The organism is Glaciihabitans sp. GrIS 2.15 (genome assembly GCF_035984695.1).
GTDB lineage: Bacteria > Actinomycetota > Actinomycetes > Actinomycetales > Microbacteriaceae > Lacisediminihabitans.
Map to the genome: position 1 here is coordinate 206274 of NZ_JAXCHU010000002.1, position 17116 is coordinate 223389.

General features: G+C 65.2%; 15 protein-coding genes. 4 read left to right on the forward strand and 11 right to left on the reverse strand.

Going from position 1 to position 17116, the window contains the following annotated elements; translation table 11 throughout:
* Positions 1-21 precede the first annotated feature (21 nt).
* The 6 genes from RCH11_RS03370 to RCH11_RS03395 form a co-directional block, all read right to left on the reverse strand.
* Complete coding sequence (locus RCH11_RS03370) at positions 22-792, reverse strand: ABC transporter permease (RefSeq protein WP_327055577.1); 771 nt, start codon at positions 790-792, stop codon at positions 22-24.
* Positions 789-1595, reverse strand: coding sequence for an ABC transporter ATP-binding protein (locus tag RCH11_RS03375; protein WP_327055578.1), 807 nt, complete (start codon positions 1593-1595; stop codon positions 789-791). The genes RCH11_RS03370 and RCH11_RS03375 overlap by 4 nt, the downstream gene beginning before the upstream one ends.
* Complete coding sequence (locus tag RCH11_RS03380) at positions 1592-2500, reverse strand: ABC transporter permease (RefSeq protein WP_327055579.1); 909 nt, start codon at positions 2498-2500, stop codon at positions 1592-1594. Before RCH11_RS03380 ends, RCH11_RS03375 begins: the two co-directional genes overlap by 4 nt.
* A complete protein-coding gene (locus RCH11_RS03385) occupies positions 2497-3528 on the reverse strand; it encodes a TIGR03842 family LLM class F420-dependent oxidoreductase (RefSeq protein WP_327055580.1) in 1032 nt (343 codons plus the stop codon). The genes RCH11_RS03380 and RCH11_RS03385 overlap by 4 nt, the downstream gene beginning before the upstream one ends.
* A gap of 64 nt (positions 3529-3592) precedes the next feature.
* Complete coding sequence (hydA, locus tag RCH11_RS03390; RefSeq protein ID WP_327055581.1) at positions 3593-5032, reverse strand: dihydropyrimidinase; 1440 nt, start codon at positions 5030-5032, stop codon at positions 3593-3595.
* A gap of 10 nt (positions 5033-5042) precedes the next feature.
* Positions 5043-5891, reverse strand: coding sequence for a nitrilase-related carbon-nitrogen hydrolase (locus RCH11_RS03395; RefSeq protein ID WP_327055582.1), 849 nt, complete (start codon positions 5889-5891; stop codon positions 5043-5045).
* 144 nt (positions 5892-6035) lie between these two features.
* Between RCH11_RS03395 and RCH11_RS03400 the strand changes: the two genes are divergently transcribed.
* Entirely contained in the window at positions 6036-7361 is a 1326-nt protein-coding gene (locus tag RCH11_RS03400; protein ID WP_327055583.1) for an aminotransferase-like domain-containing protein, read from the forward strand.
* Positions 7362-7407: 46 nt separating this feature from the next.
* Here RCH11_RS03400 and RCH11_RS03405 read toward each other — a convergent pair whose 3' ends face one another.
* Together RCH11_RS03405 and RCH11_RS03410 are read right to left on the reverse strand one after the other, a co-directional pair.
* Positions 7408-7596 carry a hypothetical protein gene (locus RCH11_RS03405; RefSeq protein ID WP_327055584.1) on the reverse strand — a complete coding sequence of 63 codons (189 nt, stop codon included), beginning with the start codon at positions 7594-7596 and terminating at the stop codon, positions 7408-7410.
* A 99-nt stretch (positions 7597-7695) separates the two neighbouring features.
* On the reverse strand, positions 7696-9195 hold the full coding sequence (locus tag RCH11_RS03410; RefSeq protein ID WP_327055585.1) for an APC family permease: 1500 nt from the start codon (positions 9193-9195) through the stop codon (positions 7696-7698).
* Between the two features lie 281 nt (positions 9196-9476).
* Between RCH11_RS03410 and RCH11_RS03415 the strand changes: the two genes are divergently transcribed.
* The 3 genes from RCH11_RS03415 to RCH11_RS03425 are packed head-to-tail and all read left to right on the forward strand — an operon-like array spanning position 9477 to position 12275.
* Positions 9477-10460, forward strand: coding sequence for a putative F420-0 ABC transporter substrate-binding protein (locus tag RCH11_RS03415; protein ID WP_327055586.1), 984 nt, complete (start codon positions 9477-9479; stop codon positions 10458-10460).
* A gap of 4 nt (positions 10461-10464) precedes the next feature.
* The gene (locus RCH11_RS03420; protein WP_327055587.1) at positions 10465-11478 is read left to right on the forward strand and encodes a putative F420-0 ABC transporter permease subunit; all 1014 of its coding nucleotides are present in this window, start codon (positions 10465-10467) and stop codon (positions 11476-11478) included.
* A complete protein-coding gene (locus RCH11_RS03425; RefSeq protein WP_327055588.1) occupies positions 11475-12275 on the forward strand; it encodes an ABC transporter ATP-binding protein in 801 nt (266 codons plus the stop codon). Before RCH11_RS03420 ends, RCH11_RS03425 begins: the two co-directional genes overlap by 4 nt.
* 48 nt (positions 12276-12323) lie before the next feature.
* On the opposite strand, the gene RCH11_RS03430 is transcribed toward RCH11_RS03425, so the two are convergent.
* From RCH11_RS03430 to RCH11_RS03440, 3 genes are read right to left on the reverse strand one after another with little or no spacing between them, the layout of a single operon-like run.
* Positions 12324-14660, reverse strand: coding sequence for a transglutaminase TgpA family protein (locus tag RCH11_RS03430; RefSeq protein ID WP_327055589.1), 2337 nt, complete (start codon positions 14658-14660; stop codon positions 12324-12326).
* The gene (locus tag RCH11_RS03435) at positions 14647-16035 is read right to left on the reverse strand and encodes a DUF58 domain-containing protein (protein WP_327055590.1); all 1389 of its coding nucleotides are present in this window, start codon (positions 16033-16035) and stop codon (positions 14647-14649) included. Before RCH11_RS03435 ends, RCH11_RS03430 begins: the two co-directional genes overlap by 14 nt.
* A 44-nt stretch (positions 16036-16079) precedes the next feature.
* Positions 16080-17054, reverse strand: coding sequence for an AAA family ATPase (locus tag RCH11_RS03440; protein ID WP_442789001.1), 975 nt, complete (start codon positions 17052-17054; stop codon positions 16080-16082).
* Positions 17055-17116 lie beyond the last annotated feature (62 nt).

Genomic DNA, 17116 nt, shown 5'->3' on the forward strand with positions numbered 1-17116 from the left:
GACGGTAAGGACCGACGGACGTCAGGCGGGAGAATGCCTCGTCGCAAATTTCTCCAGGGCGAGGGTGAGCAGGTAGAACGCGAGTCCCAGCACGATGGAGCCGAGAACGAAGGCATAGGCGAGGGCGTAATTGCTGTACGAGGCGGCGGAGATGATCGACTTGCCGAGGCCGTCGACCGGCCCACCGAAGTATTCCGCGATGAGCGCAGAAATCACGGCGAGGGATGACGCGATCCGCAGTCCGGTGAAGAGAAACGGAGTTGCGCCCGGAAGGGTCACCGTTCGCGTCGCCTGCCAGGAGCTCGCGGCATAGGCCCGCATGAGGTCCCGGTGCACTGGTCGTACCTGACGCAGACCCCGCAGCGTGTTGACATAGACCGGGATGAACACGGCGAGTGCGGCGATGAGCTGGCGCCCAGTCTCAGCTCCCGCGCCGAACATCGTGTACAGCACGGGCGCGAGCGCCACGATCGGCACGACCGCTATCGCCGTGACGATCGGAAGGGTGATCTCGTCGAACACGCGCACCAGCGCAGAGAAGATGGCGAACAGGATGCCGAGGATCGCCCCGAGAAACAGGCCGACGAGCGCGTTGAATCCGGTGACCCTCGTGCCCGACCAGATTGCGCTGAAGGCGCGGGTGAACTGGTCCCCGATCGCGAGGGGGCTCGGCAGCACATACGGCTTGATTGCGAAGCCGACCACGGCCAGTTGCCACAGTGCGAGTGCAACCACCCCGAGGACGACGGGGGCAAGAATCATCCGCCCCCGGCCCGCTCCGACCGATCTCATCGCGTCTCCACTCCCCGCACCTCGGAAATCGGTGATCCGTGCAGGGCTTCCCGCACCGCGCTCACGACCGCGAAAAATCCGGAGGCCTCACGCAGCCCATCGTCACGATTCCCGGCACTGCCGAGCCCCACCGGCACGATCTCGCGGATCCGACCAGGGCGAGGTGACATCACCACCACCCGGTCGGAAAGGAACACCGCTTCGGGAATCGAGTGCGTCACAAACACCACCGCCGCTCCGGTCTCTGCGCAGATGCGCACGAGCTCGTCCTGCATCCGCTCGCGGGTCATCTCGTCGAGAGCACCGAATGGCTCGTCCATGAGCAGGAGCTCCGGGCTCTCCGCCAGCGAACGGGCGATCGCCACGCGCTGCTGCATGCCACCGGAGAGCTGGTCGGGGAAACGGTCGGAGAAGTCGGAGAGCCCGACCAAGGAGAGCAATTCGATGGCACGCGCCCGCCGGGCGGTCTTGCCAACCCCGTGCAGTTCGAGCGGCAATTCGATGTTGCCCGTGACCGTGCGCCACGGCAGTAGCCCGGCCTGCTGGAAGGCGATGCCGTAGTCCTGGTCGATGCGCGCCTGCCGGGCGGTCTTGCCGAAGACGGTGATGCTGCCGGCGGTCGGCTGCTCGAGGTCGGCGATGAGGCGGAGCAACGTGGATTTGCCGCATCCGCTCGGCCCGATGAGAGAGACGAACTCCCCCGGCGACACCGCGAGGTCGATCGCCTCCAGGGCGACCACCTGCTGGCCGCGGGCAAGAGGGAAGATCTTTGATGCTCCGCTGACGGTGACCGCGTCGGTCATGCCACTACCTCTCCCCGGCGATATTTCTTGAGCGCCAATCCGATGGCGGCCACGAGGCCCGCAGAGATCAGCCCGATGAGCACCGCGCCGAAGATGGGCGCCCACGGCTTACCGGGATCGCCACTGGACGCCGAGGCGTATTCGATCATCATTCGCCCGACCCCACCGCGCAGGCCGATCGAGACTTCGGCGACTACCGTACCGATCACCGCGTTGGCAGCGGCGAGCCGCAAAGCGGGGAGCAAATACGGGATGCTCGCGGGTAGTCGAAGTGTCACGAGGGTCTTCCACCACCCGACGGCATAGGTGCGCATGAGCTCCACGTGTGCGCGATCGGGCGATTCGAGCCCGCGGAGAGCACCAACGGACACCGGAAAAAAGGCGAGGTAGGAGGCAATCACGGCGACGGACATCCAATCCTGCCAGCGTGATTCGCCGAAGCGCACCTGCGCACCGATGCCGGCGATCAGTGGGGCGAGCGCGATGAGCGGCACCGTTTGGCTGAGCACGACCCACGGGAGGAGAGCCGATTCCGCTGTGCGAAAACGCTGCATGAGAATAGCGAGCAGCAATCCGACGATCACTCCGATCAGCCACCCCACCGCCGCGATGCCGAGGCTGAATCCGGCAGCCTGAACCACCGCGCTCCACAGTGCCGGCGAACCAGGGGTCGCGGTTACCGGCTCGAACAGCCGGGAAAACATGGTCGCGAGATGCGGCATGGCGAGGTCACTGGTGCGCGGCAGGATCGTAAGCCCGCGGACGACGACGCCGTTCCCCGGACCGAGAGCCTTGTAGCCCTCCCACAGCACCCCGAGCAGAACGACGCCGAGGGCGCCGAGCAGCAGGCCGCGAACGCGCGGAGCTTCCTGAGCCCGCGCTCCCTGAGCGTGTCGAAGGGTCATACCTTTGCCGTGATCTGGTCGCGCATGGCCGGGATCACCGTCTCGCCATACACCCGAAGTGTTTCTTCCTTGTTGTCATGCTGCAGGTAGCCCGCGAACTGGTCGACGCCGAGCTCCTTGAGCGCCTTCAGCTTCTCGATGTGCTGGTCCGCAGTGCCGAGCACACAGAAACGGTCGACGATCTCGTCGGGTACGAACTCGGCGTGCGCGTTGCCGGCGCGACCGTGCTGGTTGTAGTCGTAGCCCTCGCGACCCGCGATGTAGTCGGTGAGCGCCTTCGGCACCGCGGAGCCCTCGCCGTACTTCGCCACGATATCGGCGACGTGATTTCCGACCATCCCCCCAAACCAACGGCATTGGTCCCGCATATGCTCCCAATCACTCTGCTCGTCCGAATTGGCGATGTACATGGGGGCGGCAACGCAGAACTTGATCGACAGCGGGTCTCGTCCGACCTTTTCGGCGGCCTCGCGCACGGTGGCGATCATCCACTCTGCGACATCCAGGTCCGCCATCTGCAGGATGAAGCCGTCGCCGACCTCACCGGCCAGTTTGAGGGCGAGCGGGCCGTAGGCGGCGACCCAGACCTCGAGTTCGCTCCCAACGCTCCAGGGGAACTGCAGCTGCGCGCCGTTGTACTCGACCGAGCGCGAGTTCGCGAGCTCCCGGATCACATGGATCGACTCCCGAAGCGTCTTGAGCGTGGTCGGAGCGCCGTTTGTCACGCGGACTGCGGAATCCCCACGACCGATGCCGCAAATGGTGCGATTGCCGTACATCTCATTGAGGGTGGCGTAAAGGGATGCCGTGACGGTCCAGTCGCGCGTGGCCGGGTTGGTGACCATCGGGCCGACCTTGATCCGGTGCGTCTCGGCCAGGATCTGGCTGTAGATCACATACGGCTCCTGCCAGAGCAGGTGGGAGTCGAAGGTCCAGGCGTAGTCGAATCCGTGCTGCTCGGCGAGTTTGGCGAGGTACACCGTGCGCGAGGCCGGCGGATTGGTCTGGAGTACTGCTCCGAATTCCATGTTCAGTTCCTCACAGTGGGTGCGTTCGATGTTTCCGGGCCTGCCCCGGTTGTGGCGAGGATCATCAGATCAGGTACTGCGAGAGGCCACGCGCGAAGTACTTGCCGTCACCCTTCGCACCGAGGTATTGGTGGTCATCGACAATCACCTTGCCTCGGGAGAGCACGGTGTCTACGTGGCCGTCGATCTCGAAGCCCTCCCAGGCGGAGTAGTCCATGTTCATGTGGTGAGACCTGCCCTTGCCGATTCCGATTGAGGTGTGGCCGTTCGGGTCGTAGATCACGATGTCCCCATCCGCTCCTGGCTGGATCACGCCCTTTCTGCCGTACATGCCGAACATGCGCGCCGGAGTGGTGGAGGTTACCTCGACCCAGCGCTCAAGCGAGATCTGCCGGTCGACGACGCCCTGGTAGAGCAGGTCCATTCGGTGTTCGACCGAGCCGATGCCGTTCGGGATCTGGGAAAAATCCGTCAATCCCATGTCTTTTTGTCCCTTCATGCAGAACGGACAGTGGTCGGTGGAGACCATCTGGATGTCGTTGGTGCGCAGCGACTGCCACATGTGGTGTTGGTGACCCTCCTCCCGCGACCGCAGCGGGGTTGAGCACACCCACTTGGCGCCCTCGAAACTGCCCCACTCATCGCTCGTGGCGCCGAGTTGTTCCTCCAGCGAGAGGTACAGGTACTGCGGACAGGTCTCGCCGAAGACGTTCTGTCCGGTGTCACGAGCGGTGGCGATCTGCGCCACGGCCTGCTTGGCACTCACATGCACGACGTAGAGCGGAGCCCCCGTGAGATTCGCGAGCATGATGGCACGGTGGGTGGCCTCCTCCTCCACCTGCCACGGACGGGTCGTTCCATGGAAATATGGCGAGGTGTTCCCGGCGGCGATGGCCTGCTGAACGAGCAGGTCGATGACGCTGCCATTCTCGGCGTGCATCATGATCATCGAGCCGTTGGATGCGGCCTTCTGCATCGCCTTGGTGATCTGTCCGTCATCCGAGAGGAACACGCCCTTGTAGGCCATAAAGAGCTTGAAGCTCGACACGCCCTCCTTCAGCAGCTCATCCATCGCGACCAGCGACGAGTCCTGCACGTCGCTGAGGATCTGGTGAAACCCGTAGTCGATTGCACACTGCCCGGCGGCCTTGGCCTGCCACAGGGTGTATTGCTCGATCACGTTCTCGCCCGCATACTGCACCACGAAGTCCACGATGGATGTCGTGCCGCCCCAGGCCGCCGCCCGCGTTCCGGTCTCGAAGGTGTCGGACGCGTTAGTGCCGCCGAATGGCATCTCCATGTGGGTGTGAGCGTCGATGCCGCCGGGGATTACGTACTTCCCGGTCGCGTCGATGACCGTGTCAACATTGGCGGCCACGTCGAAGCCGAGCAGATGCGATCCGGGGGCGAGCACGGCGGCAATGGTCTCGCCGTCAATGAGCACGTCGGCGTGCGCGGTGCCGGTCGAGTTGACGACCGTGCCGTTGGTGATGAGAGTCTTCACGGCGGCGTCCCTACGGCTTCGGGATGCTGGTGTACGACTCGGGACGACGGTCGCGGTAGAACTGCCAGTTGTCCCGAACCTGCCGGATCATATCCATATCGAGATCGCGGATCACTATCTCTTCGTGTTCACCGCTGCCATACCCACCGATGATGTTGCCCTGCGGGTCGACGAACTGGCTGTTGCCATAGAAGGTGACCGCGAGGTCGCCGTATTCGTTGTCTTCTCGGCCCACCCGGTTCGGTGCGGCGACGAAGTAGCCGTTCGCTCCGGCGGCCGCGGGCTGCTCGACCTCCCACAGTCGATTGGAGAGACCCGGCTTGGTGGCGTTGGGGTTGAAGACGATTTGCGCTCCGTTGAGGCCGAGCTCGCGCCATCCCTCGGGAAAGTGGCGGTCGTAGCAGATGTACACGCCGATCGGTCCGACCGCCGTCTGAAAGACGGGGTACCCGAGGTTACCGGGGCGAAAGTAGAACTTCTCCCAGAATTTGTCGAGGTGAGGGATGTGGTGCTTGCGGTATTTGCCGAGGATCGTGCCGTCGGCATCCACCACAACGGCGGTGTTGTAGTAGACGCCTGGCATGTCCTCCTCGTAGATCGGGAGCACCATCACGAGGTTCAGTTCCTTGGCGAGGGCTGCGAATCGCTGCACGATCGGGCCGTCGGCGGCTTCCGCATAGGCGTAGTACTTCGCGTCTTCGGTGATGCCGAAATACGGCCCGTAGAAGAGCTCCTGGAAGCAGATAACTTGAGCACCGTCGGCGGCCGCGTCACGAGCGAATTGCTCGTGCTTTGCGATCATCGACTCCTTGTCGCCGGTCCACGTGGTTTGGGTGATCGCTGCGCGTACGACAGTCAATTTGGCCTCTTTCGCCGAGCTGTGTGTCTGAAGGGTTTTGTTATTGTGCGCCGTAAACATTTCCCTTATGTTTCTGTCAATGACGTTGGCGTAAACATAGGGCCGATTCGAATCCAGATCAATCATTGACAGCGGAGGCCTGATGTGAAGCCCATCGCTCAGGCCGTAGAAGAGCCGACGCCGCATGGTATCGCGGCCACCGTTGCCCGGCTGATCACCTCGGGCGACCTGGCGCCTGGCGACCGCCTTCCGACCGTGCGGGAACTCGCCCTCGATCTTCGGGTGAGCCCCGCGACGGTCAGCCACGCCTGGCAGGCCCTCTCGGGCGTCGGTCTCATCGTCTCCCGCGGGCGCAGCGGCAGTTTCGTGATGGCCACGCCCCGTAAGTGGCTGCCGCCCCGATTCCAGGGTCTTGCCGGGCAACTCGAGGCGACCCGCCTTGACCTCTCGAGTGGCACTCCCGACCCACAACTGCTGCCCGCACTCGGCCCAGCGCTCTCTCGCGTCGCCGAACGCGCGGGAACGGCGAGCTACCTCGACCAGCCGGTGATCCCGGAGCTCGAAGCGGTGCTCCGATCAAGCTGGCCGTATGCGGTCGAGACGATCACGGTGGTCGATGGGGCTCTCGACGCGCTCTCCCGCGCGATGGAGAGCGTCATTCACTTTGGCGATCGCGTTGTCGTTGAGGATCCGGGCTTTCCCCCAATATTCGACCTCCTCGACCACATCGGAGCCGTGCGCGTGCCGGTCGGCCTCGACGAGTACGGTATGCGTCCCGACCTGCTCGCGGAGGCGCTCACCCTGCGACCCAGCGCCATCCTGCTGCAACCACGCGCGCAGAATCCGACTGGCCGGTCGCTGACCACAGCCCGCGCGGAAGAACTGGCCAGCGTCATCCGCCGCAGTCGCCACGCAAGCGATGCCATTGTGATTGAAGACGACCACTCCGGCGAAATTGCGATTGCCAGGGACGTGAGCCTGGGGAGGTGGCTACCCGGGCAGGTGCTGCACATCCGCAGCTTCTCCAAGTCGCACGGACCGGACCTGCGGATCGCAGCGCTCGGTGGGCCAACCGACCTCATTGAACGGCTCGTTGCCCGGCGTATCCTCGGCCCGGGCTGGACCTCGCGCATGCTGCAGCGGATCCTGTACGACCTGCTCATCGATTCGACCTCGATCTCTGCGGTAAACGACGCAAGGCGCATCTACCGCTCCCGGCAGCAACGACTGTCGGGGGCATTGGCCGCCCACGGGGTGACGCTGCCGCCCTCCGATGGCATCAACACCTGGGTCGAGGTGGCGGACGAGCGGGCTGCCATCGTGCAGTTGGCAGCGGCGGGCATCCGGGTAGCGGCAGGGACGCCTTTCGAGGCGAGTATCAGCGGCAACTTCGTGCGGGTGACCGCCGGACTGGTGCGCAGCGACTTCGACTCGATCGCGGAGCACCTCGCCGCCGCCGCTCGCGCCTGAGACCTCGTGCGCGCAGTCGACGCGGGAGCGACGATCGGGCGCGCAGTCACCGCGGCGCGACGCGCTCCGGGACGCGAAGGAATAGCAGCGCGAGCACCCCACAGGCCATGTAGAGGGCGGCCTGTGCGTCCAGGATCGGCAGCACACCGATGCCGTCCGCGAGGATGCCCGCCGTCACCAGTCCCTGAGGGCCGCTGCGCGATGCTGCGGCACTGTGCTGCCGTTTGTCAGCCATGCTGCCAAGCCTTTGGCCGCATGGCTGACAAACGGCAGCACGGTCGACGCGAGAGCGACGGTCGAACCCCCGCGACGGCTCTCCGTGCTGGTTCTGCTCCTATTTCCGGTGCGACCGCAGCAGCTCGGCCACGTGGATCGCGTCGCCTGACGGTGCGTCTGACTTGCGGTCCGGCCGCGCGATGAACAGGTAGAGCAGCCCGACACCCATCACGATCGCGAGGCCGATGAGCACGATCCAGTCATTCAGGAACACTCCGGATCTGCCCGGCACGGCGAGCAGCACCATGGCGAAGATCCCGTAGACGAGCGCCGCGACGTTCACCACGAACCCGGCTCTGCCGAGGCTAAACGGGCCGGCCGGGCGCCAGCCCTTGATCCGCTGTCGCAGTGACGCGAGAACCACTGCTTGGAAAGCCACATAGATGCCGAGCACGGCAAACGAGGTGATTTGGGTGAGCAGCCCGTCCGGCCCGACAAAGATGATCAGGCACAGGATGACCGGGATGCTGCAGGCCACGATGAGCGCATTAGTTGGCACTTTGGTGTGGGGAGAAACCCGTGCGAGCCAGGTATGGCCGGGGATCATGCCGTCTCTGGCAAACGAGAACAACAGCCGGCTTGCCGCCGCCTGGAGGCTGAGCACACAGGACAGGAACGCGGTGAGGGCGACCACCAGGAAGATCTTGGCTCCGACATCGCCGAGCGAGGCCTGCAGAATTGCCGGGATCGGATCGGCGTCCTTACCGCTCACAATCGCCGCGAGGTTCGGCGCTGCCATGACATATCCGCCAAAGGCAAACAGGGAAGATACCCCGCCGACTAGGATCGTGAGGATCATCGCCTTGGGGATGCGCCTGGCCGGATCCGCGACCTCTTCCGCGACGTCGCCGCAGGCTTCGAATCCGTAGAAGAGAAACAGTCCGGCTAGGGCCGCACCGAGGAAGGCGGCCGCATAGGATCCCTTGCCTTCGACTCCCATCGAGTCGAAGAAGACGCTGAATTCATGGTGCCGCTGGAAGATCAGCAGATACAGTCCGACCGCGATGACCCCGATAAGTTCCGCGGCAAGGCCGATGCGGGCGACCCGACCGAGCGTCTTCGTGCCGGTGAAGTTGAGCCCGAGTGCCACGACCAGGAACAGCACGGTCAGCCCGAGGGTCACCGTTTTGGTGATCGGCAGGCCGACCAGGCTCGCGAGGAATCCGCTGCCGAACTCTGCGACGGCGGTGATGGTGACGATCATCGCCCAGATGTAGACCCAGGCCGACATCCACGCGTAGCGACGACCCCAGAGCCGACGAGTCCAGGGATAGATGCCACCGTGGATCGGGTACTGCGACACCACCTCCCCGAATACCAGGGCGACGAGCATCTGCCCACCACCCACGATCAGGAGCCAGAAGATCGACGGTGGGCCGCCAGTGGAGACGGCGAGCGCGAACAGCGAGTAGACGCCGACGAGCGGGGAGAGGTAGGTGAAGCCGAGGGCGAAGTTGGCCCACAACGTCATCGACCGGTTGAAGGAGTCTTCGTAGCCCAGAACCGCCAGGTGCTCGCTGTCGGCGAGTTCGGGGGTTGGGGAGGAATCAACGGGCATTGGTACCTTTCGGGCGTATCTGTCTGCCGTCGTGATCAGCGTTGACCACGAGTGCCTCAATGAGTGAGGTAAACAATAAGTGAGATCAATCTAATCGGCAGGCGGGCGCGCCACGCTGCCGAGAAGGCGTGGCTCGCGTGAAAGCCCGAAGACTAGAGTTGGGCAACGACCCCTGTGCCGGATGTGGTGCGGTGCGTTCTTCCCGGATATGGGGAGACAGGTCTCCGTCGGCCATAAGCGCCCGACGCGATACCTGACCGCATTCACCCGGAGGCCACGTCGTGCCCGTTCATTCCCGCATCCTCGCCCTCGGTGTCGCAAGCTTGTTCGCTCTCACCGCGTGCGCCACGGCATCCGCCGCGCCACCATCCTCCCCGAGTGCCTCCGCCCCCGCCTCCCGTACCATCGACAATTGCGGCACCACCGTCGACTTCACCGGCGCCGCTCCGAAGCGGGTGGTAACAATCAAGTCGACCTCCACGGAGATGCTTCTCGCGCTTGGCCTCGGCAACCGCATTGTCGGCACCGCCTTCCAGGACGGCCCGGTGCCGTCGGTCTGGAAGGCGCAGGCCGCCAAGCTCACCTCTTTGTCGAACTTCGTGCCGTCGCAGGAAGTGGTGCTCGCCACGGAGCCCAACCTCGTCTACGGCGGCTGGGAATCCAACTTTTCGGCCGACGGTGCGGGCACCCGTGGCGAACTCGCCACCCTCGGGGTCTCCAGCTACGTCTCGCCGGCTGCCTGCAAAGAGGCCGGCTACCAGCCGACCAGGTTGCGTTTCAGCGATATCTTCTCCGAGATCGACCAGGTTGCCGCGATCTTCCGGGTGAGCGACGCGAAGCTGCTCGCCAGCCAAAAAGCCGAGCTCGCCTCGATCACCGCAGACACTCGCGGACGCACCGCCCTCTGGTACTCCTCCGGTGACGAATCCCCTTATGTGGGCGCCGGCATCGGTGCGCCCCAGCTCGTACTCGACACCATCGGCCTGAAGAATGTGGCCGGGTCGGTGAAAGATACGTGGACATCCTTCAACTGGGAGTCAGTGGTCGAGGCCGACCCCGATGTGATCGTGCTCGTGGATGCCACCTGGAACACGGCGGCGAAAAAGATCCAGTCGCTCGAAACCAACCCGGTCACCGCAAACCTGTCCGCGGTGAAAAACCATCGCTATCTCACCGTGCCGTTCGCCGCAAGCGAGGCCGGCGTGCGTACGGTGTCGGCGGCGAAGGACCTTGCAGGCCAGCTCGCGAAGCTCGACCTCAAGTAGCGCCGTGAGCCGCGCGACCCGATCCATCCTGCTTGGGGTGTCCCTCGCCGCGCTCCTGCTGATCTCCGTGACCTTCGCTATCACGATCGGTCCGGCAAACATCACTCCGGTGGATGTCTGGGGCTCGGTGTTGCATCATCTCGGACTCGGTCACAGCCCGCTGAGCCTGCTGCGCGATGGAATCGTCTGGCAGTTGCGGTTGCCCCGCGTGCTCACCGCCGCTGCGGTCGGCGCGGGGCTCGCGCTGAGCGGCGCCGTGATGCAAGCGCTGACGCGCAATCCGCTCGCCGATCCCTATCTGCTCGGGCTGTCATCCGGTGCGTCTCTCGGCGCGGTCGCGGTGCTCCTTCTCGGCGTGGCGATCCTGCTTCCGCTCGCCGCATTTCTCGGCGCGCTGCTCGCGCTCGGACTCACCCTGTTACTCGCCTCGTCGCTGGGGAGAATCACGCCGTCGCGCACGGTACTCGCGGGGATCGCAGTGTCGTCGCTCGCTGCCGCCGTCACCAGCCTGGTGATCTTTTGGACGGTCACCGGCGACTCCTACCGTGAGATCCTCGGCTGGCTGCTCGGGTCGCTGGCCGGGGCACGGTGGCCGGCGGTCGGCATCGGTTTCGCCGCCATCCTGATCGCCGGACTTCCCATTATGCTGAGCGGCCGCATTCTCGATGCCTTCGCGTTCGGCGATACCGCAGCGGCCTCCCTCGGTATCAATGTGCCGGGAGCGCGCTGGACCATGCTGGCAGCGACCGCGCTGCTTACGGGCGCGATGGTGTCGGTGAGCGGATCCATCGGCTTCGTCGGATTGATCCTGCCGCACGCGGTACGGCTGCTCGTCGGGCCGAGGCATCGGCCCCTCCTGCCGCTCTCCGCTATTGTCGGCGCCATCTTTCTGATCTGGGCGGACACCGCGGCGCGATCACTGTTCGACCCCCGCGAGCTTCCGGTCGGCATCGTCACCGCCATCATCGGCGCGCCGGTGTTCGCCCTGCTGCTCACCCGCCGCCGGAGTGCGACATGAGCGAAGCGGATGCCGCGGCGGCCGGTCTCGACGCCCGCCGCATCGACCTGCGCATCGACGGCAGGCTCATCGTCGACGGCGTGGACTGCACGGTCGCCGCAGGCACCTTCTCGGCCCTCATCGGCCCGAACGGCGCGGGTAAGTCGACGCTGCTTCGCGTGCTCGCCGCCGTGGACCGACCGGAGGCCGGCACCGTGCACTTCGGACCGGATGACCTCTTCGCGCTTGGCCGGCGACAACGGGCGCGCCTTGTCGGGTTCGTTGAACAGGATTCCGGTACCGAGCTCTCGCTGTCGGTGCGCGAGGTAGTGGCCCTCGGACGCATCCCGCACCAGGGATTCTTCGGCGATGCGACTGCTGAGGACCACGCAGTGATCGAGTCGGCCCTCGACGCCGCCGACGTAAGTGCGCTCGCGGAGCGCGATGTCACGACGCTCTCGGGTGGAGAACGCCAGCGGGTACTGCTCGCCCGCGCGCTCGCCCAGCAGCCGACGTTGCTCGTGCTCGACGAGCCGAGCAATCACCTGGACATCGCGGCGCAGCTCGCCGTGCTCGGGCTTCTGCGATCGTTAGCATCCAGCGGGGTCACGGTGCTGGCCGCACTGCACGATCTGAACCTCGCGAGCGCCTACTGCGATCACGTGATCGTGCTGCGCGATGGTGTCGTTTTCGCCGCGGGGCCGACCGCGGAGATCATAACTCCCCGGCTGGTGCGAGCGGTCTATGGCGTGCGGGCGACCGTGCTCGAGCATCCGCAGACCGGCCGACCGATGGTGGCGTTCGGCACGCTCGACTAACCCGGTGCGGAATATTTCCGATGGCGGCGCCCTCGCCGAGGCAGACGCTCAGTCGTCGAGCCGCAAACGACTCCGCATTCCCGACCAGACGGACGAAGGAAACAGGGTTGACCGCAGGCGGTATGGGCGATCGGCGGCCGCTCGAAGGTCGACGATGATCTGGCGCGTGTCGGCAGCGAGCGATACCGAGCTGGTGATGAGCAATCCCCGGCGCGCCGAGCCGACGGCGCTTCCGTAGCTCTCGCGTTCCACTGCCGCCCTCAGACGATCGATCGAGCCGCGTTCCGCACCGCCGATAGCCCCAACTATCAGGTGTGCTGCATCCCTCGGAGTCGCGGTGTCGGGCACTTCGATGCCCAGGTCCGCCGCGGTGTCAAGCACCTCCCGCCAAGCCATTAGCGCGGTCGCTTCTCCCCGGGCGACTGCCCGAAGCCGCCGACGACGCAGGAGGACACGGATCACCGCCGGGGCTAACGCGAGCATGGCCGCCACGAGAAGGGCGACGACCAGCCAAATCCAGTTGCTGGCCGAGGTGGCACGGCCAGCACCGGCAGCATCCGACGTCGTCAGCTCCGGAGCACGCGACGGCGGCGAGGCCGAAGGCCGGGCAGTCGTGCTGCTCGACGGCAAAGGTGCGGCGGTATTGACCGGCGTCGGCACATCCGGGGACGCCGCGTCCGCATACGCCGGCACAGTACCGCGGCCGACGGTGGGCTCGAAACGCGTCCAGCCGATGCCTTCGAAGTACAGTTCCGGCCAGGCGTGCAGGTCGTGCGAGGTGACGGTGAATGCTGTGCGACCGTCGATTTGCTCGGGCAGCTGGATGCCAGGAAGGAAGCCGACGGCGACGCGCGACGGGATACCGAGGCTGCGTGCCATTACCGCCATGGCCGATGCGAAGTGGATGCAGTATCCCGCCTTCGCCGCAAGAAACGCGGCAATCACCGTCATGCCGGTGCCGTCGTAGCCCTTGTCCACTGGCGCAGTCTCGGAGTACTGGAAGCTCCCGTTGCGGAAGAATCCCTGGAGCAGAAGAGCCTTCTCGTAATTGCTTGTGGCCCCACCGGCAACCCGTGTGGCGGTCTGGGAGATGATCTTCGGCATGGCCGGCGGAAGGGCGAGGAAGCGGTCGAAGCCGGTCGGCACTGTCGTGCCCGCACTCGTCAGCTGGGCCGGTGTCGGCTGGATGATGAGGCTCGTCGCCCGGTAGGTCTCATTACTCGCATCGCGGTTGGGACTCTTCACGGCGAGGCCATCGGAATCCCAGTACCAGTCGCCCTCGAGACCACCGACGCGCGACGTCGGGTAAGGCAGTGGGAGCCACGGACTCGTGAGCCCGTCGACAGTCACGAAGATCTGGTCTTCCTTAGTGGCTACTTCGGCCGAGAGTCCGGGCGGTGCCCCGATCGCAGCCGGGGTGTTGGCAGAGCGCTGCCGAAAGGTATCCGGCGCCCAGTTGGACCCGCTGAAGTTTTGCAGGCTCAGAAGTCGCAGATACTGGGCTGTGCCGGAATCGCTGCTGTAGCCGAGCACGGTGTGCTCCACGTCCTGCCGCAGGTTCTGCCCGAGGGAGAGCACCGGGTTCACTCCGGAGCTGAAGCCGGTGCCGTTCGTGTTCTGCGCGGGTCTCACCTCGGGAAGCAACAGCGGTGCGACGAGCGTGCCGACCAGCACCATCGCCGAGAGCGCGAGAGTGAGCCCGGTTCGTCGCCCGGATGCATTAGCGCGCAGGAGAAGCAGGTAACAAAGCACAGCGAGCACAAACACGATCGGATCGGTGACGTCGATTGAAATGACGCTCGGAACCGCGAGCAACACCAGCAAGGGGATACCCGCGAGCGCGGGCGAGCGCAGCGTATTCACCAGCAGGTCGGCGAGCAGGGAGAGGGCGCCGACTCCCAGGCAGAGCAGGAACATGATGGGAGTGATCGCCGTCGCCGGCAGGGACTGCCGCGCGATAGAAAAGTTGGCAGCCTCGACGAGCTGCTGGAAAGCATCCCAGGATTGGGTGGTTGGGATCAGGCCGAACACCGCGGTCGAAGGCACGAAGATCACGGTGACCGCGAGCACCAACACGATCGCCGACACCACCGGTGGGAGTAGCCGACGAAAGGCGATCGCTCCGACAGCGTCGAAGCGCACCGGCACGATCCGCCGAACAATTGCCGCGCTGCCGAGAAGCAGTGTGCTGAGGAAGGCCAGCTCGAACCACCACGCCACGCCGTCGAGGATCACGTGGAGGCCTGCGAGCGTCACCAGCAGGGCCAGCAGCAGGGCGCCGGTTGTACGCAACTCGGATGGGCGGCCTGTTCGACTGGGCGCTGTGCGGGTCTGGGGGCGCCCGAACTCGGACGCCGGTCGCGTTGCGAGGTCAGGAAGGGTCATCCGCGACTTCCCCATCGACGGAGGCTCCGGTGCGGGAGGTGGTGTGCGCCCGACCGGACAGCATCGCTCCGAGCGCAAGCCAGGCACGCTCGATGGAATCGTTGCTCTGCACTGTCACGCAGACCCAGCCAGCCTGAGTGAGCGTACCCGCGAGCGCGAGCTGCTGCGGAGCGACGAGAAAAGCCACCGCAAGATCGAAGGCATGGCGCTGGGCATTCAAGCGTTCGACTGTTGCGGCGTCAGGATCCGAGAGGATTGCGAAAATCGAACCCTGCGACCGATCGGGGCGCTGTATCCCGCGCAGCAGCGAGAGTTCCTCCGCTGGTTGGCTGCTGAGAATCACCGACGCGAGGCTCTCGAGAAACTCCTCCGGATGGTCGAGCGACGCCAGTTGGGACGGTGCGGTTTCAATCACCTGGGTGAGAAATCCGGTGCGAGCGAGATGAACCCCGAGCGATGCGGTGAACGTCACCGCCCATTCGAACGCCTCGCTCAGTGGCGCGTTCGTGTCACCGGGTCGAGCGACGTCATGATAGCGCGAGAGACGGGTGTCGAGCAGGATGCGAGCTTCGGCGTGGCTGCGCTGCTCTTCCTGCCGCACCATCAGCTGTCCGGCATGGGCCGAGGCGCGCCAGTGCACCCGCCGCAGCGCGTCACCGCGACGGTATTCGCGCGTCATCAAATCATCTTCGCCGCCGAGCGCCCGGCGCTGAAGCATTCGTGTGGTGCCCTCGTCCGCCGACATCGAGACGATGCCGTCTGCGAGCGACACCAGGGCCGGGGTCACGGTGAGCGGCTCGCTGTTCCCGGCGACGAGGGCCCCGTCGGCGAGCGCGAACGGGTCGGAGAAGTCCACCAGCATCGGCCCGACGTCGAACACCCCTCGTGCCGGCGGGATCAACTCATAACGCATGAGTGCGCTCGAGGCGCGGCTGTCGAAGCGAGGACCCCGGGGAAGGAAAGCCGGAAGTCGTGCCGCTTCCGAGGCGAAGGGATACCACGACCAGAGGTCGCGCCAGTTGGCTTCCGCGGTGCTCGTGGAGGAGAGATTACCCACTCGCACTTCGACCATCGTCGGATGACCGGCGCTCACCACCGCCGGAGAGAATGAGTGCTGCACCGACAGCCGTATGCGTCGCAGCCGCACGAAAGCGAGCGCGAGGAGGGGGAGAAGCACAAGGAACGAGCCAAGATAGAGCAGTTCGCGACGACCCAGCCAATATGACGAGGGGATGACGACGGCCCCGCTGACCAGGAGCACCCATCCGCGCCGGGTAAGTCGCGCGATGCGGCGTCCCCTTACCGAGGTGCGGGATGTTCCGGCGGCCGTCGCGAGTGCTTTCGCTGCAGCCCGTGAGGCGACGGTGGATCGCACCTTCGGACGAGCCGGCCGAGCCTCCCGGGCAGGCATCTCGTCGGTCAGGCCGGTCCCACGGCACCGAGAGGCACCGGGGTGGACGCGACGATGCGCGCGATGATGTCGGCTACGGCGCCGGTGGCAAAGGGATTGCCGTTGCCCGCTACCCGGTTGGTGGGAATGAGTCGATGGCCAAGGAGGGGAATGGCGAGGGCGTCAATATCGTCCGGAAGCACGAATTCGCGACCGTCGAGTGCCGCTCGTGCCTTCGCTGCCCGCACCAACTGCAGAGTCGCGCGTGGGCTTGCACCGAGGCGCAGGTCTCGGTCACGACGCGTGGCCTGCGAAATGCTCACCGCGTACTGCTCCACAGCCCAGGACACGAATACGCTTCGCACCGTCGCGATCATTGCGATGAGCTGCACCGTGGACACCACCGGCTGCAGATCGGCGAGCGGGCTCGATGATTCACGCGTGCGCAGCATCGCGAGCTCAGCTGCTTCGTCGGGGTATCCCATCGAGATGCGCGCCATGAACCGGTCGCGCTGAGCCTCGGGAAGCGGGTAGGTCCCCTCCATCTCAAACGGGTTTTGAGTGGCGATAACGGTGAAGGGTGACGCCAGGATGCTCGTCGATCCGTCGACCGTCACCTGTCCCTCCTCCATGCTCTCCAGCAGCGCGGACTGCGTCTTCGGGCTGGCGCGGTTGATCTCGTCGCCGATCACGATGTTCGCGAAGATCGGTCCCGGTTTGAATTCGAACTCGCGCTCCACCTGGTTGTAGATCGATACTCCGGTGATATCGGAGGGAAGCAGGTCCGGTGTGAACTGAATGCGGTTGACAGTGCAATCGACAGACTTCGCCAGTGCTCGAGCGAGCATCGTCTTGCCGACCCCCGGCACGTCTTCGATGAGCAAGTGACCCTCGGCCAGAAGCACAGTGAGCGACATTTGCACGACAGAGCGTTTGCCATCAATGACCGTCTCGATGCTGCGTACGATTTCGTTGGAGAGCCGGTAGAAATCATCGACAGGCATCGCGCGTTCTGCGTCACTTTTCATAAGTCCCACCTGCTGTTCGACATATCTTTCGCGAGTCT

What these genes read in the sequence shown, in the direction of transcription:
- RCH11_RS03370 (WP_327055577.1), bottom strand. Translation starts at nt 792, where the DNA reads ATGAGATCGGTCGGAGCGGGCCGGGGGCGGATGATTCTTGCCCCCGTC.
- RCH11_RS03375 (WP_327055578.1), bottom strand. Translation starts at nt 1,595, where the DNA reads ATGACCGACGCGGTCACCGTCAGCGGAGCATCAAAGATCTTCCCTCTT.
- RCH11_RS03380 (WP_327055579.1), bottom strand. Translation starts at nt 2,500, where the DNA reads ATGACCCTTCGACACGCTCAGGGAGCGCGGGCTCAGGAAGCTCCGCGC.
- RCH11_RS03385 (WP_327055580.1), bottom strand. Translation starts at nt 3,528, where the DNA reads ATGGAATTCGGAGCAGTACTCCAGACCAATCCGCCGGCCTCGCGCACG.
- RCH11_RS03405 (WP_327055584.1), bottom strand. Translation starts at nt 7,596, where the DNA reads ATGGCTGACAAACGGCAGCACAGTGCCGCAGCATCGCGCAGCGGCCCT.
- RCH11_RS03410 (WP_327055585.1), bottom strand. Translation starts at nt 9,195, where the DNA reads ATGCCCGTTGATTCCTCCCCAACCCCCGAACTCGCCGACAGCGAGCAC.
- RCH11_RS03425 (WP_327055588.1), top strand. Translation starts at nt 11,475, where the DNA reads ATGAGCGAAGCGGATGCCGCGGCGGCCGGTCTCGACGCCCGCCGCATC.
- RCH11_RS03430 (WP_327055589.1), bottom strand. Translation starts at nt 14,660, where the DNA reads ATGACCCTTCCTGACCTCGCAACGCGACCGGCGTCCGAGTTCGGGCGC.
- RCH11_RS03440 (WP_442789001.1), bottom strand. Translation starts at nt 17,054, where the DNA reads ATGCCTGTCGATGATTTCTACCGGCTCTCCAACGAAATCGTACGCAGC.